Here is a 16,422-nt window from a genome sequence, read left to right as displayed (position 1 = left end):
ATTAGCGACCTAAAGTCAGCAGAATTGCTTCACGTTTCCAGAACAGCATAAAACGTTTCTGTTCAATCACCTGAAAGACAACTTGCCAGCCATCGGCGGCATACTTATTCAGATCGGCTTCCATTTTTTGTACCGGCAAGCCGCTTGAACCGAGTAAAATTGTACCGCAACCACCTTCTACGATGTGAACCACTTTATATTCTTTATATTGAGCCATGTTGATTACCAATCTATTTAATAGAAAATAGCATGCTATCTAAGAATGATTGATTTATCAACAACTAACGATGTGATTTATATGTTTTTATGATATTCACCCGAGTTATTCATATCTCATTTCACTGAAGTCGTTCATGATAGCGAAACCATGTGATCAGCGTTTTAAGCAGTCTGCATCTCCCCGGAGCGTAAAATGATGGTTTGGTCAGTGGTAGGGACATGGTGCAACAGTGCCCGCGCCACTTTCTGCGCCTGGATGGGACGATAGTGCTGTGGAATCAGCGGCCAGACTACCCGACTGGCATATCTGGTGAGCGTTTCACTCGCACGTATCGGTTGTCCCAATGCCTCTCGATCTCCCAGTAGCATCGATGGGCGAGCAATGACCAAACCATCCGGAGATAGATCGGTTAAGGCAGCTTCCAGCTCACCTTTAACGCGATTGTAGAAAAACGGTGATTTGGGGTTGGCTGCCATGGCACTGACCAGCCCGATGCGTTGTGCGCCCGCAGCCCGTGCCGCTTGTGCGACTGCTAAATTGATTGTCAAATCGACTGCCCGAAATGCTGCCCGGCTACCAGCTTGATGCATGGTCGTCCCGACCGCCAGATAGACTTCGTTGATTTCTGGCAAGGGGGGAATCAATTGAAAATCGACCTGATGTTCCAATAATTTGGGGTGACTGACTGTCAGGGGCTGACGACATAACACATGAACTTCTTCGATCGACGGATCCTCGAGCGCGTTGCGTAGAATCGCATTGCCAACCAGACCTGATGCGCCTGCAATCGCAATATGACGTTTGCCTGCCATTGATTTCTCCTTGGTTATGATGTCTGTTTCTGTCCGTTCTTTTGGGTCAGCCAATCCTTGAATATGAGTGTAGAAGTTATCCAAGTATGGGTCTATCGGTTGATGGTACCTATAGCAAAAAAAGTGAACGCAAATTTGAAAAAGTACAAATTTGAAAAAGTAGTCATGTGTTGGATTTTTTCATCGATTTCAGTGTTCTGACATCTTCGATAGATTTACCTGAATATGCAGCCATGATGTTCAATTGTGGGAGTTGAAAGCGTTGTTATTGCCGGATGAGAAATGGGTCATAAGTCAAGACTGACCCAGCTATGACTCAGGCATGCCATGGCCAAGACCTCTGTATTCAAGTGATATTTTATCCCTGTTCAGGGCATTCAGAGCCTGACCCCGATGCTCTCTTTACATCTTGTTGTCGTTATTTTGCTTTCTCTTGACTTTATTGCTCCTTTTGACGCTATTATTGATACGTTTAATAGAAAGCGCGCAGAATCGCTACCTTGGTTCAAGGTTTTGCAATTGCAACTGAGCACTACATATACTCCCATCGGTTTTTGTGTAGAATAAGCACCTTGTAGCGTTTGTTTCGCGTTGGTTAAAACAGTACAGTACTCATCAATAAGAAACGTCAGTGAACCCGTATGATTCAGTCAAAAATCAATGCCGATATCCTCGCAGAATCGAATCATTCTCAGTCTTCCTTTTCTACCTCTTCTTACAGTGCCGCGCCGACGCTTCCTGAACGTCCGGATGAGATCCCGAATGTCAGATTCGAATATCATCTGGAAATCGCCTGTTCAGATGAATCCCGTCGCGCGATGATTCGCTACGGGTTTGCCCTGAAAGGACAAGAAGTTGAACTGACGACCAGTCCGCAGAATCAATATTCGACGGAGTACGGTACCCGTTATACCTACTATACCGCTTACAATGACCCGAAGCGGATTATGGCCTTTAATGATCTCAGTCCTTTGGGGATCAGTGTGCCGCATCCGATTCAGGTCAAGCCGATTGGCTCCGGCTTCGTCCGCGAAGCATTTATTCCGGTGCAGCCGGCGATTCAGGTCGGTGATCATCTTGGGCTGCCAACCGAAGGCTATATTTATCATTTCCATCAGGCGCGGCTGGTGCAGGAGTACCACTTGATGCCGGGTGGATCAGGCAGCTTTTATGCCACGCTTTCACGCCATGAAAAACTCAATCAGGCGAGGGGTTGCCCTTGTGCGCATGATGCATTGCTGGTGTTCTGGAAAATTGGCTGTCGGGATGTGCACAACCAGCATCTGCTTTATCTGAAAAAACCGATCACCAGAGCACAGCTTGATGCATTGAATGAAACGTGGCTGGATAAACATGCGGTCAGACTGGATCTGCAGGCATTGCTGGACATCACACGTGAGCCGGTCGTCTTACGGTCGTTGGAGCAACCTACCCGGAATGAGCAAAAAAATGCTGACGATACATTGCATACCGTGCAGCGTATTCCCGGTACCAACCTCCGGGAAAGCTGGCTGGAAATTGCGGTGCGTTACGGCTTATCTGCCAAAGCGCTGCTGGATTTAAATCCTCAGTATCACGCTGACCCGATGGCATTGAAAATTGGCGACGTACTGACAATCGAGTCTCAAAAGCGTGATTCGCACCAAGAAAACTTGATTGGCCAGCCTCCCAAAGTCCCTCAAACTTATAACCATCCACTGAATAGCTATTATGCTCATCAGGATACCTATCTTGCCGGTACAACGATAAAAGCAATGAATAGCCGTGATTTAGTCAGAAAAGATATTCCGGTTGTCCGTCTCAACCGTCTCGTTTAGTGGGTCTGCGGACGGCCTGAGTCTCTCTGTAAAAACAACCATGGGTTGCGATTGCGTCATATGCTCAAGATGCACCGGGAAGTCATGATGTCTGGTGTGAAGAGCTGTGATTTACCGATAGAGACGGTGATGCTGACAGAATTGATGGACAACTCGGCCTTGGAAGCGCTGTCCATCACGCTTCCATATCATTCAACCGACTCACATTTCAGATACGACGGCTTCCGTTACACTATTGGTATAGAGTGTTGTCGTTGTATGCAGTGCCATAATGGCCCGGTGTAGTGCATCTTTTTCAGCCGGGGAAAGTTCTCCTGACGTTGGAACGCTACACTGACTCACAACGCGGCACCAGAATAAAACATCATCCATGCCACTTTCATTTTCTCTTAGTTCTGACATTGTGCCCATAACATTACCCTAACCACTGTATTATTGATATTTATGTAATTAAGAGTTTGCTATTAATATTATATTGATTTTAAAGACTACTGATCATAAATTTAAAAATTAATCAATAGTTGGAAATTTGCTGTTTATCATATTAAAAACGGACTCTTTTAGTTATTTTACAGAACGTGACCAAAAATGTTCAATCTTTGGTTATCTAATGTTGATCCAGATCACGCAATTTGTTTCGCTTTGAATAGGCATCGATTGATATCTAGCTGTGGCGTATGGTTGGGCGGTAGATGAAATTAAGTAAACAAGAAAAAATAGATAATATTAAAAATAATATTTCTTATGCGATTAAAAGTCGTAATGAAAGTAAGAAATCCTTTTCTGAACGCACGGGTATTACCAGAACTACAATTTACAATATTTTAGACGGTAAAGTTGATCGGATTCAGACTCAAACAGTTGAAAAGATTGCTAGTTTCTTTGGGACGACATGTCGGGTCATCGAAGAGAGTAATCTGGAAGCGATCGAGTACCGGAATCAGTTGATTTCTCCGGATGGTAATAAAAATCCGTTATGTATCCCAATTGTTAATGAGAAAGAATTAATTGCTTCATTGGATAAATATATTGGTGAATTAATCGTTGTTCATCCGACAACTTATTATTTCTCGGATGAATCAAATATGATTGGCTTAAATATTACAACCCCATTTACACATCGATATCAGATTGGCGCATTATTGGTGATTGAACGGTTTAAGCGCAATGATATTGATGATCTTGTTATTTTAACGTCCAGAAATTCTTTGAAAATTGAATCTGAGAATTATGTTCTGAGAGATGGTGAGATATTGATTGGGTGCGTCAGAGAGGAACGGTTACATGCAGAATAGAAAATATAAATTAATTGGTTTCAGTCGCCATCCGGAACATGTTGCCAATGTCATGGTATTGGCAACAGGCAAACAGTTATCCATCCCACTCAATGAAATATTTAACAGTACGGTGGCAGAAGATCTGAGCCCCATCGAGACCAAAGAAATTTGTCGCAAGCTATACAGTAATGAAGGATTTCAGGGGGCTTACGATATCAAAGATCGTAAAGAATCGTACTGGATTACATTTGCCGTCATTGCCACGATACTCTCGGCCGTGTTTATCTTGTCAAATGTAACGGGTGTCAAACCGATTGAGATCGCCAACTCGGGTTTTATTGTTCCTTTTGCGATTTTTTTATATCCCATCTCTTTTATTCTGGTCGATATTCTCAATGAATTTTATGGGCTACGTATGGCCCGGGCTGCGATTCTACTGTCAACCGTGACCAATGCTTTTCTGTTATTGATGCTCAATCTTTCCGGTTACGCACCGACCATTAGTGACTGGGAAGCGGTCAATGAGAGCTATCAGTCAATCATTCACAGTATTAACTCGGTTTTTCTGGCTTCTATGATTGCTTATTTTGTTTCGGAGAACGTTAACGCGTATCTGTTGCAGAAAATTAAACAACTGACCAATGGCAAACGGTTGGTTGTGCGGGTCTTTTTCAGTACTTTCTTTGCGTCGTTAATCGATAGTGCAATTTTCATCTATCTGGCATTCAGTCATATCCTCAGTCCATCTGTGTTATGGAGCATGTTTATTTGCCAGGTTGTTGTGAAAAGCATCTATGCGATTGTCGGTGTTGGCCCGATATACGGTGCAAGGACGCTATTTAATAAATATATCAATCGATAAACGACAACGTTAGTGGATCATTATGGATACAACTTATTCTAAAAATCTTGGTAAGAAGACGGATTATATATCAACCTATACCCCGCAACTGCTGGATCCGATTCCGCGGGCTCGTGGGCGCAGTAATATTACCGCATGTGATAGTGCCGCTTTCTCCGGTTATGACTTGTGGACCGGCTATGAATTGTCTTGGCTGAATCCGAAAGGTAAACCGATGGTGGCCGTCGCAGAATTTATGATTCCGTGTACCAGCCCAAACTTGATTGAGTCTAAATCTTTTAAGTTGTACCTGAACAGTCTCAATCAGACATCATTTGCATCAGAACAAGCACTGGTCGAAACGCTGATTCAGGATTTGAGTGCCGCGTCGGGTGGTGATGTTCAGGTGAAATTGATTCCTGTTGATGAAACATTAGCAATCTGTGCGGATAACTCTTTTACCTGTATTGATGATCTGGATATTGAAATTGACAGTTATGCGTACGATGAAGATCGCTTGTTAGGTGCGTCCTCTGCAAACATTATTGAAGAAAAGCTTTGCTCGCATCTGCTGAAATCGAACTGTCTGGTGACCAACCAACCGGACTGGGGGAGTGTCTATATCCATTATCAAGGCGCTGAGATTGATCGCGAAACTTTGTTGCGATACATCATCTCCTTCCGGGAACATAATGAATTTCACGAGCAGTGCGTTGAACGTATCTTTGCCGATATCAAACGGTGCTGCAAACCGGAGAAACTGACAGTTCTTGCGCGTTATACTCGCCGGGGTGGTTTGGATATCAATCCATTCCGGAGTGATTTTGAAGACGTTATGCTGGTCGGACGAGCGTATCGCCAGTAACCGATTATCCCTTCCGATAAAAGGCCTCCCTCTGATGATGGGAGGCCTTTTTTATTGCGCCTGCCTTGATGTTTTGGTTTGAATCAGGCATTTCAATTTATTCTATCAAATTCATTTCATAGCTAACTGGTTGCAGCTCCGAGCAGTGCAAAATAGGTATGAAGACACAAAATTATGAAATAACATGCATCATATGTATTAATTTTGATAAAAGAGTGCATTAATACCTTTTATCTCTTGCATAATTGAAAATGTGGGGTTCTAAGCAATGAATGATGCAACAAAAAGCTATTCGATGAATGGTGCTGAAAGTCTGTTGCGCACATTGGTCGAAAGTGGTGTTGAGGTCTGTTTCGCCAATCCGGGGACATCAGAAATGCATTTTGTTGCTGCATTGGATCGCGTACCGGGGATGCGCCCTGTGCTGGCACTTCAGGAAAATGTTGCAACGGGTGCGGCTGACGGATATGGGCGTATGACGGGCAAGCCAGCATGTACATTGCTTCATTTAGGACCCGGACTGGCCAACGGTCTGGCCAACTTACATAATGCCAGACGGGCCGGTTCTCCGATTGTGAATATCGTCGGCGATCATGCCACAACTCATCTACAGTATGATGCCCCATTAACATCTGATATCCACGGGTTTGCAGGCCCGGTTTCTGAGTGGGTTTATACATCTTCTTGCTCTAAACAAATCGGAGAGGATGCCGCTCGGGCTGTGTGTGTGGCGTCACAAGCGCCGGGGCAAATTGCGACCTTGATTCTGCCGGCAGATACCGCATGGAATGACGCTGAACATGTTGCTTCCCCCATTGCTCCGTCTGCACCAACCGTCGTTTCTGCCGAGAAAATTAATCACATTGCCGGTTTGATTAACAGCGGACTCAAAACAGCGATCCTCATGCGAGGCTCAGCCTTGTTAGAACCGGCATTAACCGCTGCCGGAAAGATTGCTGCAAAAACGGGAGCCCGACTTTTATGTGATACTTTTGCACCACGTATTCAACGCGGTGCCGGTCGAGTACCGGTTGAACGGTTACCATACCTTTCTGAGCAGGCGGCTGATTTTCTGACCGGGATTGAATTGATTATCTTGGTTGGTGCTAAGCCTCCGGTCAGCTTTTTTGCATATCCCGATAAACCAAGCTGGCTGACACCAGAAGGGTGTCGTTTGACTCGGTTAACCGGGATTGATGAAGATAGTCGCCGGGCACTAGAAGATTTAGCCAAAGCTTGTGAGGCCGAGGACATTGAGCCATACCGCACTACGCATCAGGCACCTCAGTATGCGCTTGATGGCCCGCTTACTGCGGAATTTGTCATGCAGGTCATTGCTAAATACTTACCGGACAATGCCATTATCAGTGATGAATCCGCCTCATCCGGTTTCCCGCATTATCATGTGACCGAAACCGCTGCGGCACATGATTATCTGAATCTGACCGGTGGTGCTTTGGGGAGTATGATGGCCGTTTCGATTGGTGCGGCCATTGCTTGTCCGGGACGCAAGGTCGTCAACTTACAAGGTGATGGCAGTGCGATGTATCTGTTACCTGCACTCTGGACCCAAGCGCGGGAAAATCTGGATATTGTGACCATTATATTCAGTAACCGTTCATACAGTATCCTGAACCATGAACTTCAACGAGTGGGGGCAAAAAATCAAGGACAATCAGCCGCTTCTCTGATGAGTTTGGAAAATCCATCGATTAACTGGCTTGGATTAGCATCAGGAATGGGTGTTCCTGCCGTTCAGGCTGAAACTCGCCAGTCATTTGATATAATTTTCCAAAAGATGATGCAAGAGTCTGGGCCGAAATTAGTTGAGGTTGTTCTGTGATGATTTAATTTAATTATTAATTGTTATTTATATTATTAATTGATAACAATTTGTGAAAAATTAATCTCTGTTGTTGTATTTGGCTAAATATTTAGCATTTTGCTGGTAATTTTTTCAATTAATTATCAGCTATTTTTTTATAAATTTTTTATTTTGCCTGTAGAGGTGTCGTGTCTGTTTTCTACATTTTATTATCCCACTCATTTTCTTCATGATACTCTCTATTCTTATTTTGACAAATTAGACCACAGTTCTCCTGTTATTTTTTGTTTGTTTTTGTATTAACACAAGTTGTTGTTTTAATTAATTTATTTAATTTTGTTTGCAGTTTTATGATTTGGTAATTATTTAAATATGATAATTATCATTTAAATTTATGCTAATTATGACTCTTTACCAATAAGAACAAAAAATTATATAACTTACTGGAAACTGTTTAGATTGTGTTTTGGGTTAATTTTGCGTTTTATCGGTTGTTTTTGATTGTTTTTCTTATTAATTATATATCTGTTTATTGAATGTTTTGGTTGCTTTTTCATGATTGAATTGAATGTTGTTTTATTATACAAAGTAAAGTGATGGCATCTTAATAACATTATCACTTTGTCGGTTTTGTTATTTTATCCGCGTATTTGAATTTTATTTATCAGAATGTGTGAGTGAATATCAATATGAACGATAACCATAAATCCTCTATTCAATTAGAGCGAGAAAGTCATTTGGCGCTTCCATTATCATCGGCTCAACGGGGTATCTGGTTTGCTCAAGAGTTAAAACCTGATGCGCATGGCAAATTTTTTAAAATTACTGAATATCTGGAAATATCCGGTGTTGTTCAGCCAGATCTTTTTGAAATAGCTATCCGCCGGACTGCCAGAGAGATTGAATCTTTTCAACAAGTCTTTGAGCTGACGCCGCAAGGACCGAAGCAGCGGTTTGGTGTTGATCCGAGCTGGGAATTACCCATTTTAGACTTTCAGGCTGAACAGGATCCTCAGCGAGCCGCCAAAGCATGGCTTAAGGCCGATCTGGCCCGCCCTTTTGACCTTGAACAGGGGCCCCCGTTTTCTTTTGCACTACTGCAGCTCGGCCCTGAGCGTTTTTGGTATTACGCCTGTGTTCATCACTTGGTTCTGGACGGATTTGGTGGGGTTCTTTTATCCAGCCGGGTCGCTGAAATTTATTCCGCATTGGTGGCCGGAGAAGAGCCGCCAGCCTGTCAGTTTATTTCACTGGCGGAAGCGATAGAGATTGAGCGGGAATATAAAACATCGAAACAGTATCAGCGAGACAAAGAATATTGGCAGGAGGTCCTCAAAGACCGGCCAGCTCCCGTCAGTTTGTCTGACAAGCAGGCACCCTGTACCGATATTATCCGCAAACAGATGTATTTACCGGCATCGACCAATCGGATGTTAAGAGAGCTTGCGGTTGAATGTAAAAGTCAGGTTCCGCAACTGCTGATCGCTTTAATCGCGATTTATCTGCACCGCGTCACCGGAGAAGACGATCTGGTCGTGGGATGCCCAATGGTGGCCCGGACCAATAAAAGATTACGTTTATTCCCCGGTATGGTTTCCAATGTACTGCCCTTAAGACTCAATATCGGTACTGAGGATACGCTCGTGGATACTGTCTCTCAGGTCAAACGCCGCATTCTCGGTGCCGTTCGCCACCAGTGTTACCGTGGTGAAGATCTGGCATCCGATCTTGGGATTCTGACCGAGAGTGAACAACTGTTCTCAACCGATATCAATATCTTGCCGTTTGAGTACGAAATGAAGTTTGGTGAAGCCCCCGTCAATGTGAATAACCTGACTTTAGGGCCCATTGATGATCTCTCAATCAATATCTGTGACCGAGGCCCGCAACAAGGGCTGGAATTGTGTATTGATGCTAATGCTGCTTTGTATAGTGAAATGACCTTAGCTTCTCATTTCTACCGTTTGATGCACTTCTTCTCTTGTGCTGCGGCTGAACCGGCGCAGACCGCGGTCAGTGAATATAATCTGCAAATGCCAGAAGAAGGTTCCATGATCGAGGCATGGAACCAGACTCAGATTGCCTTCCCGCCGGCACAGTCCGTTCACGAACTCTTTGAACGTCAGGCGAGTGAAGAGCCGGAACATATTGCATTGACATGTGCCGGAGAAAGCGTCAATTACGGTGGTTTGAACATTCGCGCCAACCGTCTCGCACATTATTTGCGTTCTGTCGGGGTCGGCCCTGAAAGTCGGGTTGCCATCTGCTGTGGGCGGGGAGCTGACTTGTTGATCGCTATGCTGGCAACACTGAAAGCCGGTGGTGGATATGTGCCGCTTGACCCCGCTTATCCGGCAGAGCGTTTACAGTATATGCTGGCCGATAGTGAGCCGACCGTGGTGCTGACCGATGGTGTGATTGAGCTCGGTGATTTAGTGGCAGAAACATTACCGGAATCGCGTCTGATCCATACCCAACAAGATCGGGGTTTATGGTTTGAGCAACCGTCATCCAACCCGAAAGTCAGTGATCTGGGGCCTGAAAATCTGGCTTATATTATCTATACCTCCGGTTCAACCGGTCAGCCGAAAGGGGTGATGGTTGAACATCGGCAATTGCTGAATCTGGTGAACTGGCATAACCGGGCTTTCCATGTTCAGCAAGGAACTTATGCATCCTGTGTGGCCGGTCTCGGCTTTGATGCGGTTGTCTGGGAAGTGTGGCCGCCATTGAGTGCCGGTGCGACACTGACCATGCCGTCGCTGGAAGCCTCGCGGGATCCGGAGCAATTGCTCGAGTGGTGGGTTGCACAACCGATTGAAGTCGGCTTCTTACCGACACCGATTGCGGAGCTTGCATTTGCACGCCGGGTCGCACCGAAAACATTACGATATCTGTTGGTCGGTGGTGATCGGCTGACGCGTCAACCTGATGAATCCGTCTCTTTTACGCTGGTGAACAATTACGGTCCGACGGAGACGACTGTTGTCGCGACCTCTGGCGCAATTCGGGCCGCTGATGATGTGTTGCATATCGGTAGTCCGATTGCGAATACTCACATCTATATTCTTGATGAACAGTTACGTCCCGTTCCACTTGGCGTGACCGGTGAAATCTATATCGGCGGCAATAGTGTCAGCCGGGGATATCTGAATCGTCCGGAGATGACTGCGGAACGGTTTTTAGCCGATCCGTTCCGTGAACAGCAAGCGGGCAAGATGTATCGTACCGGGGATCTCGCACGCTGGCGTTTGGATGGAACGATTGAATATCAGGGCCGGAATGATAGTCAGGTCAAAATTCGTGGCTTCCGGATCGAACTCGGTGAAATTGCAACGGCTTTACAAGCTTGTTCGGGGATTCAAAGTGCCGTTGTGACAGTATTGCACGCCGGAGAATCATCCGAACGTCTGGTCGCTTACTACACCAGTCAACCTGATGCATCGATTGAGATCGAAACATTGAAACAGCGGCTGAGTGAGTCTCTGCCCAGTTACATGGTACCGGCTGCATTTGTCGGGTTGGATGCGATACCACTGACGGCAAACGGTAAAATTGACTACCGAGCGTTACCTGAACCCGATGCAGAAGCATTTGTTCACCGTCATTATGAGGCGCCACGCGGTAATGTCGAGCAGCTACTGGCGTCGATCTGGCAATCTTTGCTTAATGTTGAGCAAGTCGGGCGTCATGATAATTTCTTTGAGCTGGGCGGACATTCACTACTGGCAGTACAGTTGATCGAACGGTTGAGACATCACTATTACCATTTGGCGATCAAATCGCTGTTTACCACCCCGACACTGGCCGGTCTGGCGCAAACATTGAGCCAGTCATCGAAGACAAATCGTCAAGTGCCGCCAAACCTGATTCCGGCAGGGTGTACGCAAATTACCCCGGAGATGCTGTCAATGGTAGAACTGAGCCAGTCTCAGATCGATACCATCGCCGCTTCTGTGCCCGGTGGTGCGGCGAATATTCAGGATATTTATCCGCTGGCACCGTTACAGGAAGGTATTTTATTCCATCATTTATTGGAGGAAAAAGGTGACCCCTACATTACGCGGGCGATCAAGGCATTTACCAGTCAGGATGAGTTACAACAATTTGTTGATGCGCTTCAGGCGGTGGTGAAACGTCATGACATCCTCAGAACCAGTCTCGTCTGGGATCAACTGGATGTGCCGGTTCAGGTGGTATGGCGTGATGCGGTGCTGCCGCTGACCGAGCTGAAGCTTGAAGGTTCGAACATGGTCAAAGCGATTCAGCAACGCTTTGATCCAAGTCTGACCCGTCTGGATGTTCATCGGGCACCGATGATTGAAGCTTATCAGGTTGAAGATGTTGCGGAAGGACGATGGTTACTCTGTTTGCTGATGCACCATTTCTGCCTTGATCACACCACCTTAGAACTGATGATGGAAGAAGTGCAGGCGCATCTGCTTAAACAGGTGGAACAACTGCCGGTACCACTTCCGTTCAGAAACTTTGTGTTTGAGAGCCGGCTGGACAGCAATCCGGAAAAAGAGAGTGCTTACTTCTGTGAACGTCTCGGCGATATTGATGAGCCTTCTGCGCCATTCGGTTTACTCAATGTGCAAGGGGACGGCCACGAAATTCATGAGCTGCATTTACCGGTTGAGGCGGATCTGTCTCAGTTGATTCGGGAGCAGGCCCGCCGTCAGGGCGTCAGTGCTGCGAGTTTATTCCATCTGGCTTGGGGGCTGGTGGTCCGGGCAACTACAGGTCGTGATGATGTGGTTTTCGGCACGGTATTATTTGGCCGGATGGCCGGTGGTGCCGGGGCGGATCGGGTGCTGGGAATGTTCCTCAATACCTTACCGTTACGTTTGTCGCTGTCCAATGAAACAGTCACAGAAGCGGTTCAGTATACGCATCAACATTTGGCTGAAATGCTCGAGTATGAACATGGTTCATTGTCTCTGGCGCAGCAGTGTAGTGGCGTTGCACCACAAACCCCGCTGTTTAGCAGCTTGCTCAACTATCGTTACGATGGCGGCAACAGCCAAACAGGGATTGAGAGCGGACCGATGAATTTGCTGTTTACCGAAGAGCGGACAAACTATCCGATCACACTGTCGGTGAATGACAATCCAAAACTCGGGTTTTCCTTAGATATTCAGGTCGATGAAAGTATCGGCTGTGAACGGGTCGGCGCGATGGTTATGCGTGCTTTGCGCGAGTTGGTCTCCGCGTTGGAAGCGCAACCGAAACAGCTCATTCATGCGTTGAATATCCTGCCGAAAGATGAATACCGGAAAGTGGTTAATCAACTGAACGCAACGCGTACTTCCGCTGTGACTGATATCTGTGTCCACACGCTGTTTGAACAGCAGGCTGCCGAGTATCCGGAAGTCATCGCGGTGGTGAGTGAGACTCAGAAACTGACATATCGCGAGCTGAATCAGCAAGCCAACCGTCTTGCTTATTATCTGCGGGCCCAAGGGGTGGCTCCCGACCAGCGGGTTGGCCTCTGTTTTGACCGTAACACTGACCTCATTGTTGCGATGCTGGCGACGCTCAAGGCCGGTGGCTGTTATATCCCGATGGATCCGAGTTATCCTGCCGACCGCCTGCAATATATGGTTGCGGATAGTCAGCCGACACTGATTTTATCTGACGGTATCCTCGAGACGGAAACGATTGTCGGCACAACAGAGATTCGTGTGATTAACATCAGCACAGAACTGTTTATATGGCGCGATTATCCGACAAACAATCCACAATCCGAGCATATCCGACCGGATCATTTGGCCTATATCATTTACACCTCGGGCTCAACCGGACAGCCGAAAGGGGTGATGGTTGAACACCGTAATCTGGCGAATCTGGTACATTGGCACAATCGGGCATTTGAGATTAAGCCCGGCACTTGTGTCTCCAGTGTGGCGGGGGTCGGTTTCGACGCGGCCGTGTGGGAAATCTGGCCGCCACTTTGTACCGGAGCCCATGTGATGCTGCCGACGCTCGATATTTCCCGCGATCCGGAGCAGTTACTCGCGTGGTGGATCTCACAACCGATTGAAGTGGGATTTATGTCCACACCGATTGCTGAACTGGTGTTGTCAAGACAACTTGACCACCCGACACTGCGGACGCTGTTAGTGGGCGGGGATCGACTGAACCACCATCCCCATCCGGAGACATCCTTTACGCTGGTGAATAACTACGGCCCAACCGAAACCACTGTTGTTGCAACGTCGGGCGTGATTCAGCCGACAGACGATTTACTGCACATCGGTTCACCGGTCGATAATACCAGTATCTATATTCTGGATGCGTATCAGCAACCGGTGCCGATTGGCGTCAAAGGGGAAATTTATATCAGCGGTAAGAGTGTCGCCAGAGGTTACCTCAACCGCCCCGAGATGACGGAAGAACGTTTCCTCGATGACCCGTATTCTTATGAACTCGGTGCCCGGATGTATCGCAGTGGTGATTTAGGCCGTTGGACCGCCGATGGGACGATTGAATATCTGGGTCGTAATGACAGTCAGGTGAAAATTCGTGGTTTCCGCATCGAACTGGGAGAAATCAGCGCCTGCATGAGCACTCATCATGGGGTTGCTGAAGCGGTCGTGATTGCAGAGAAAACACCGAATCATGATCAGCGTTTGCTGGCTTACTATGTCGGTAATGCGCAGACGGCACCACTACGGGCCTATCTGTCTGCTCGTCTGCCCGATTACATGGTGCCTGTGGCTTATGTCAAACTTGACCAGATTCCGCTGACACCGAACGGAAAGGTTGATCGTAAATCATTGCCGGAGCCGGAAGCGGCCGACTTCGTCACTCAGGTTTATGTTCCGCCAGAAGGGGAAGTCGAAGAAACCATTGCTGCGATTTGGCAGCGATTGCTCGGCGTTGAAAAAGTAGGGCGCAACGACAGCTTCTTTGAATTGGGCGGTCACTCTCTGGTCGCGGTACAGTTTCTCAACGAAGCCCGTCAGCATGGCTATGAACTGACACTCTCGACGCTGTTTTCTGCATCACGGCTTGCTGATATTGCCGACTACATTCAGCGTAGTTCTGAGGTGTTAATTGAACATGCGGTGGCACTTCGTCCGGCAAGCGATGAGCAGCGGCCGCTGTTTATTGTGCCGGAAGCCAGTGGCGAAATGCTTTATTCACCTTTGCTGACCTCTTATATCGATCAAGATATTGCGGTTTACGGTCTGGTTGCACCGGCACGTAATACGCCACCGTTCTACACCATTCAGGGGGCCGCAGCACGTTACGTCAGAATTATCCGGGAAACCCAACCGGAAGGGCCGTATCGCATGACGGGGATTTCACTGGGCGGCACACTGGCTTATGAAGTTGCCAGACAACTGCTCGGGCAGGATCAGGAGATTGAATACATCGGTGTCATTGATACGACGGCTGAGAAAGCGATTGTACCGCGGCATGTCGGTGAAGAGCATCTGACGGAAGAGCAGAAGATTCTGCTGATGAGTAAAGAGATTTACGACGGTCTTGCGTATGACATCTATGGTCTGGCTGAATCGGAAAGTACGCTGGAAGAGGGCATGACATGGAAAGATCACTACCGGATGGCCAAAGACATGGGGATGTTACCGGCGGGTTGGACCGATACGTATTTTATGAACTGGATGCAGCACCGAGAGGCGTTGATCCGGGCGGAATACGAGTACAAAAATCTCCCGGTCGATATCGATCTCTATGTGGCTGAGTTGCGTCCTGAAGGTGAAGCGGCTGATGTGGTGCCTTATCTGCGTTGGGATCGTTTCTTACCTCAAGACTCGATTCGTCCGACAACGATTCCGGGTACAACGCATTATCACTTGATTGTTGAGCCTTATATCGGCTATCTCGGTCAGGCCATTTCAAACGATCTGCATGATCGGGAGAAAGCTTATGCCGCCGGTAAAGTGATGCGCAACGCGCCGTATGATCCGTTGGTAACCTTACAGGAAGGCAACGGACACGGGCCGACGGTATTGTGTATTCCCGGTGCCGGTGTCAATGTCTGTGCCTTCATGGGATTGGTGCAGTCGATTGAATCCGACTGGAGTGTGCTTGGCTTCCAGCCGCGTGGTCTCAAAGGTCATGATATTCCGCATACAACGGTTGAAGCGGCTGCGGCTTTCTATCTGAAAGCGCTGGCGTCGAGAACCTGTATCGGGCCGATTCATATTGTCGGACACTCGTTCGGGGGATGGGTAGCCCTCGAACTGGCCACACTGCTGGAAGCAGAAGGCATTCAGGTTGCGTCACTGACGATTGCTGATTCTGAAGCGCCGGATGCGACGCCGCGTGAGTACAGTGACCTGTCGGCACTGATGCTGCTCGTCGAACAGTTTGAGAGACAAGGTGCCGCTTTAGGCCTGACTGAGCAAGACCTGAAAGGTCTCACTCACCGGGAACGGTTAACGCTGGTGCATGGTTATCTGGTGGCGCAAGGCGTACTGACGGATAACACCGGTGTGGATGACTTGGATGGTATTTTCCGGGTCTTTGCGACCAATATCCGAACGCATTATCAGCCAGCGGTACAGCCAAATACGCTGGTCAATCTGGTGTTCACACAGGATATGAAAGCAGGTGTCAAAGAAGCGTGGCAGACCCAGTCACTCAACCTAAATTGCGTTGAGAGTCGGGCCGATCACTTCAGTTTGCTCAGACCACCGTTTGTGAATTTGATTGCTGAAATCATGCAACCGACATTCCGGACTTTGGTGACGGATATTTAAACCCAAGCCCTGTGGTTCGATAAAACCAAT

9 protein-coding genes are annotated in these 16,422 nt (G+C 47.3%); 6 read left to right on the top strand and 3 right to left on the bottom strand.

Translation table 11 applies throughout. The annotated features are described in order from the left end of the window. Position 1 precedes the first annotated feature (1 nt). On the bottom strand, positions 2-217 hold the full coding sequence (locus OCV37_RS14900) for a DUF4177 domain-containing protein (RefSeq protein ID WP_038185369.1): 216 nt from the start codon (positions 215-217) through the stop codon (positions 2-4). A gap of 164 nt (positions 218-381) precedes the next feature. Continuing rightward, entirely contained in the window at positions 382-1,032 is a 651-nt protein-coding gene (locus tag OCV37_RS14895) for a Rossmann-fold NAD(P)-binding domain-containing protein (protein ID WP_038185374.1), read from the bottom strand. Between the two features lie 641 nt (positions 1,033-1,673). Between OCV37_RS14895 and OCV37_RS14890 the strand changes: the two genes are divergently transcribed. Further along, entirely contained in the window at positions 1,674-2,849 is a 1,176-nt protein-coding gene (locus tag OCV37_RS14890; protein ID WP_051680852.1) for an MIX and LysM peptidoglycan-binding domain-containing protein, read from the top strand. 201 nt (positions 2,850-3,050) lie between these two features. Here the strand turns inward: OCV37_RS14890 and OCV37_RS14885 are convergent, their stop codons facing one another. Continuing rightward, positions 3,051-3,260: a hypothetical protein gene (locus OCV37_RS14885; RefSeq protein WP_157635085.1), complete on the bottom strand. Its 210-nt coding sequence runs from the start codon at positions 3,258-3,260 to the stop codon at positions 3,051-3,053. Between the two features lie 281 nt (positions 3,261-3,541). On the opposite strand from OCV37_RS14885, the gene OCV37_RS14880 reads away from it, so the two are divergent. From OCV37_RS14880 to OCV37_RS14860, 5 genes are all read left to right on the top strand, one after another. Then, positions 3,542-4,144: a helix-turn-helix domain-containing protein gene (locus tag OCV37_RS14880; protein WP_038185378.1), complete on the top strand. Its 603-nt coding sequence runs from the start codon at positions 3,542-3,544 to the stop codon at positions 4,142-4,144. Continuing rightward, positions 4,134-4,988, top strand: coding sequence for a queuosine precursor transporter (locus OCV37_RS14875; RefSeq protein ID WP_038185379.1), 855 nt, complete (start codon positions 4,134-4,136; stop codon positions 4,986-4,988). Before OCV37_RS14880 ends, OCV37_RS14875 begins: the two co-directional genes overlap by 11 nt. 22 nt (positions 4,989-5,010) lie before the next feature. Continuing rightward, the gene (gene queF, locus OCV37_RS14870) at positions 5,011-5,832 is read left to right on the top strand and encodes an NADPH-dependent 7-cyano-7-deazaguanine reductase QueF (RefSeq protein ID WP_038185380.1); all 822 of its coding nucleotides are present in this window, start codon (positions 5,011-5,013) and stop codon (positions 5,830-5,832) included. Between the two features lie 268 nt (positions 5,833-6,100). Beyond that, positions 6,101-7,675 (top strand): acetolactate synthase large subunit, encoded by a 1,575-nt coding sequence (locus OCV37_RS14865; protein WP_211252102.1) that lies wholly within the window; start codon positions 6,101-6,103, stop codon positions 7,673-7,675. 671 nt (positions 7,676-8,346) lie between these two features. Further along, complete coding sequence (locus OCV37_RS14860) at positions 8,347-16,392, top strand: non-ribosomal peptide synthetase (RefSeq protein WP_051680854.1); 8,046 nt, start codon at positions 8,347-8,349, stop codon at positions 16,390-16,392. The last annotated feature ends 30 nt before the right edge of the window (positions 16,393-16,422 follow it).

The organism is Vibrio rhizosphaerae, from assembly GCF_024347095.1.
Lineage (GTDB): Bacteria > Pseudomonadota > Gammaproteobacteria > Enterobacterales > Vibrionaceae > Vibrio > Vibrio rhizosphaerae.
The sequence above is the reverse complement of the archived record's forward strand: the minus strand, read 5'-3'. Positions and strand labels throughout refer to the sequence as shown.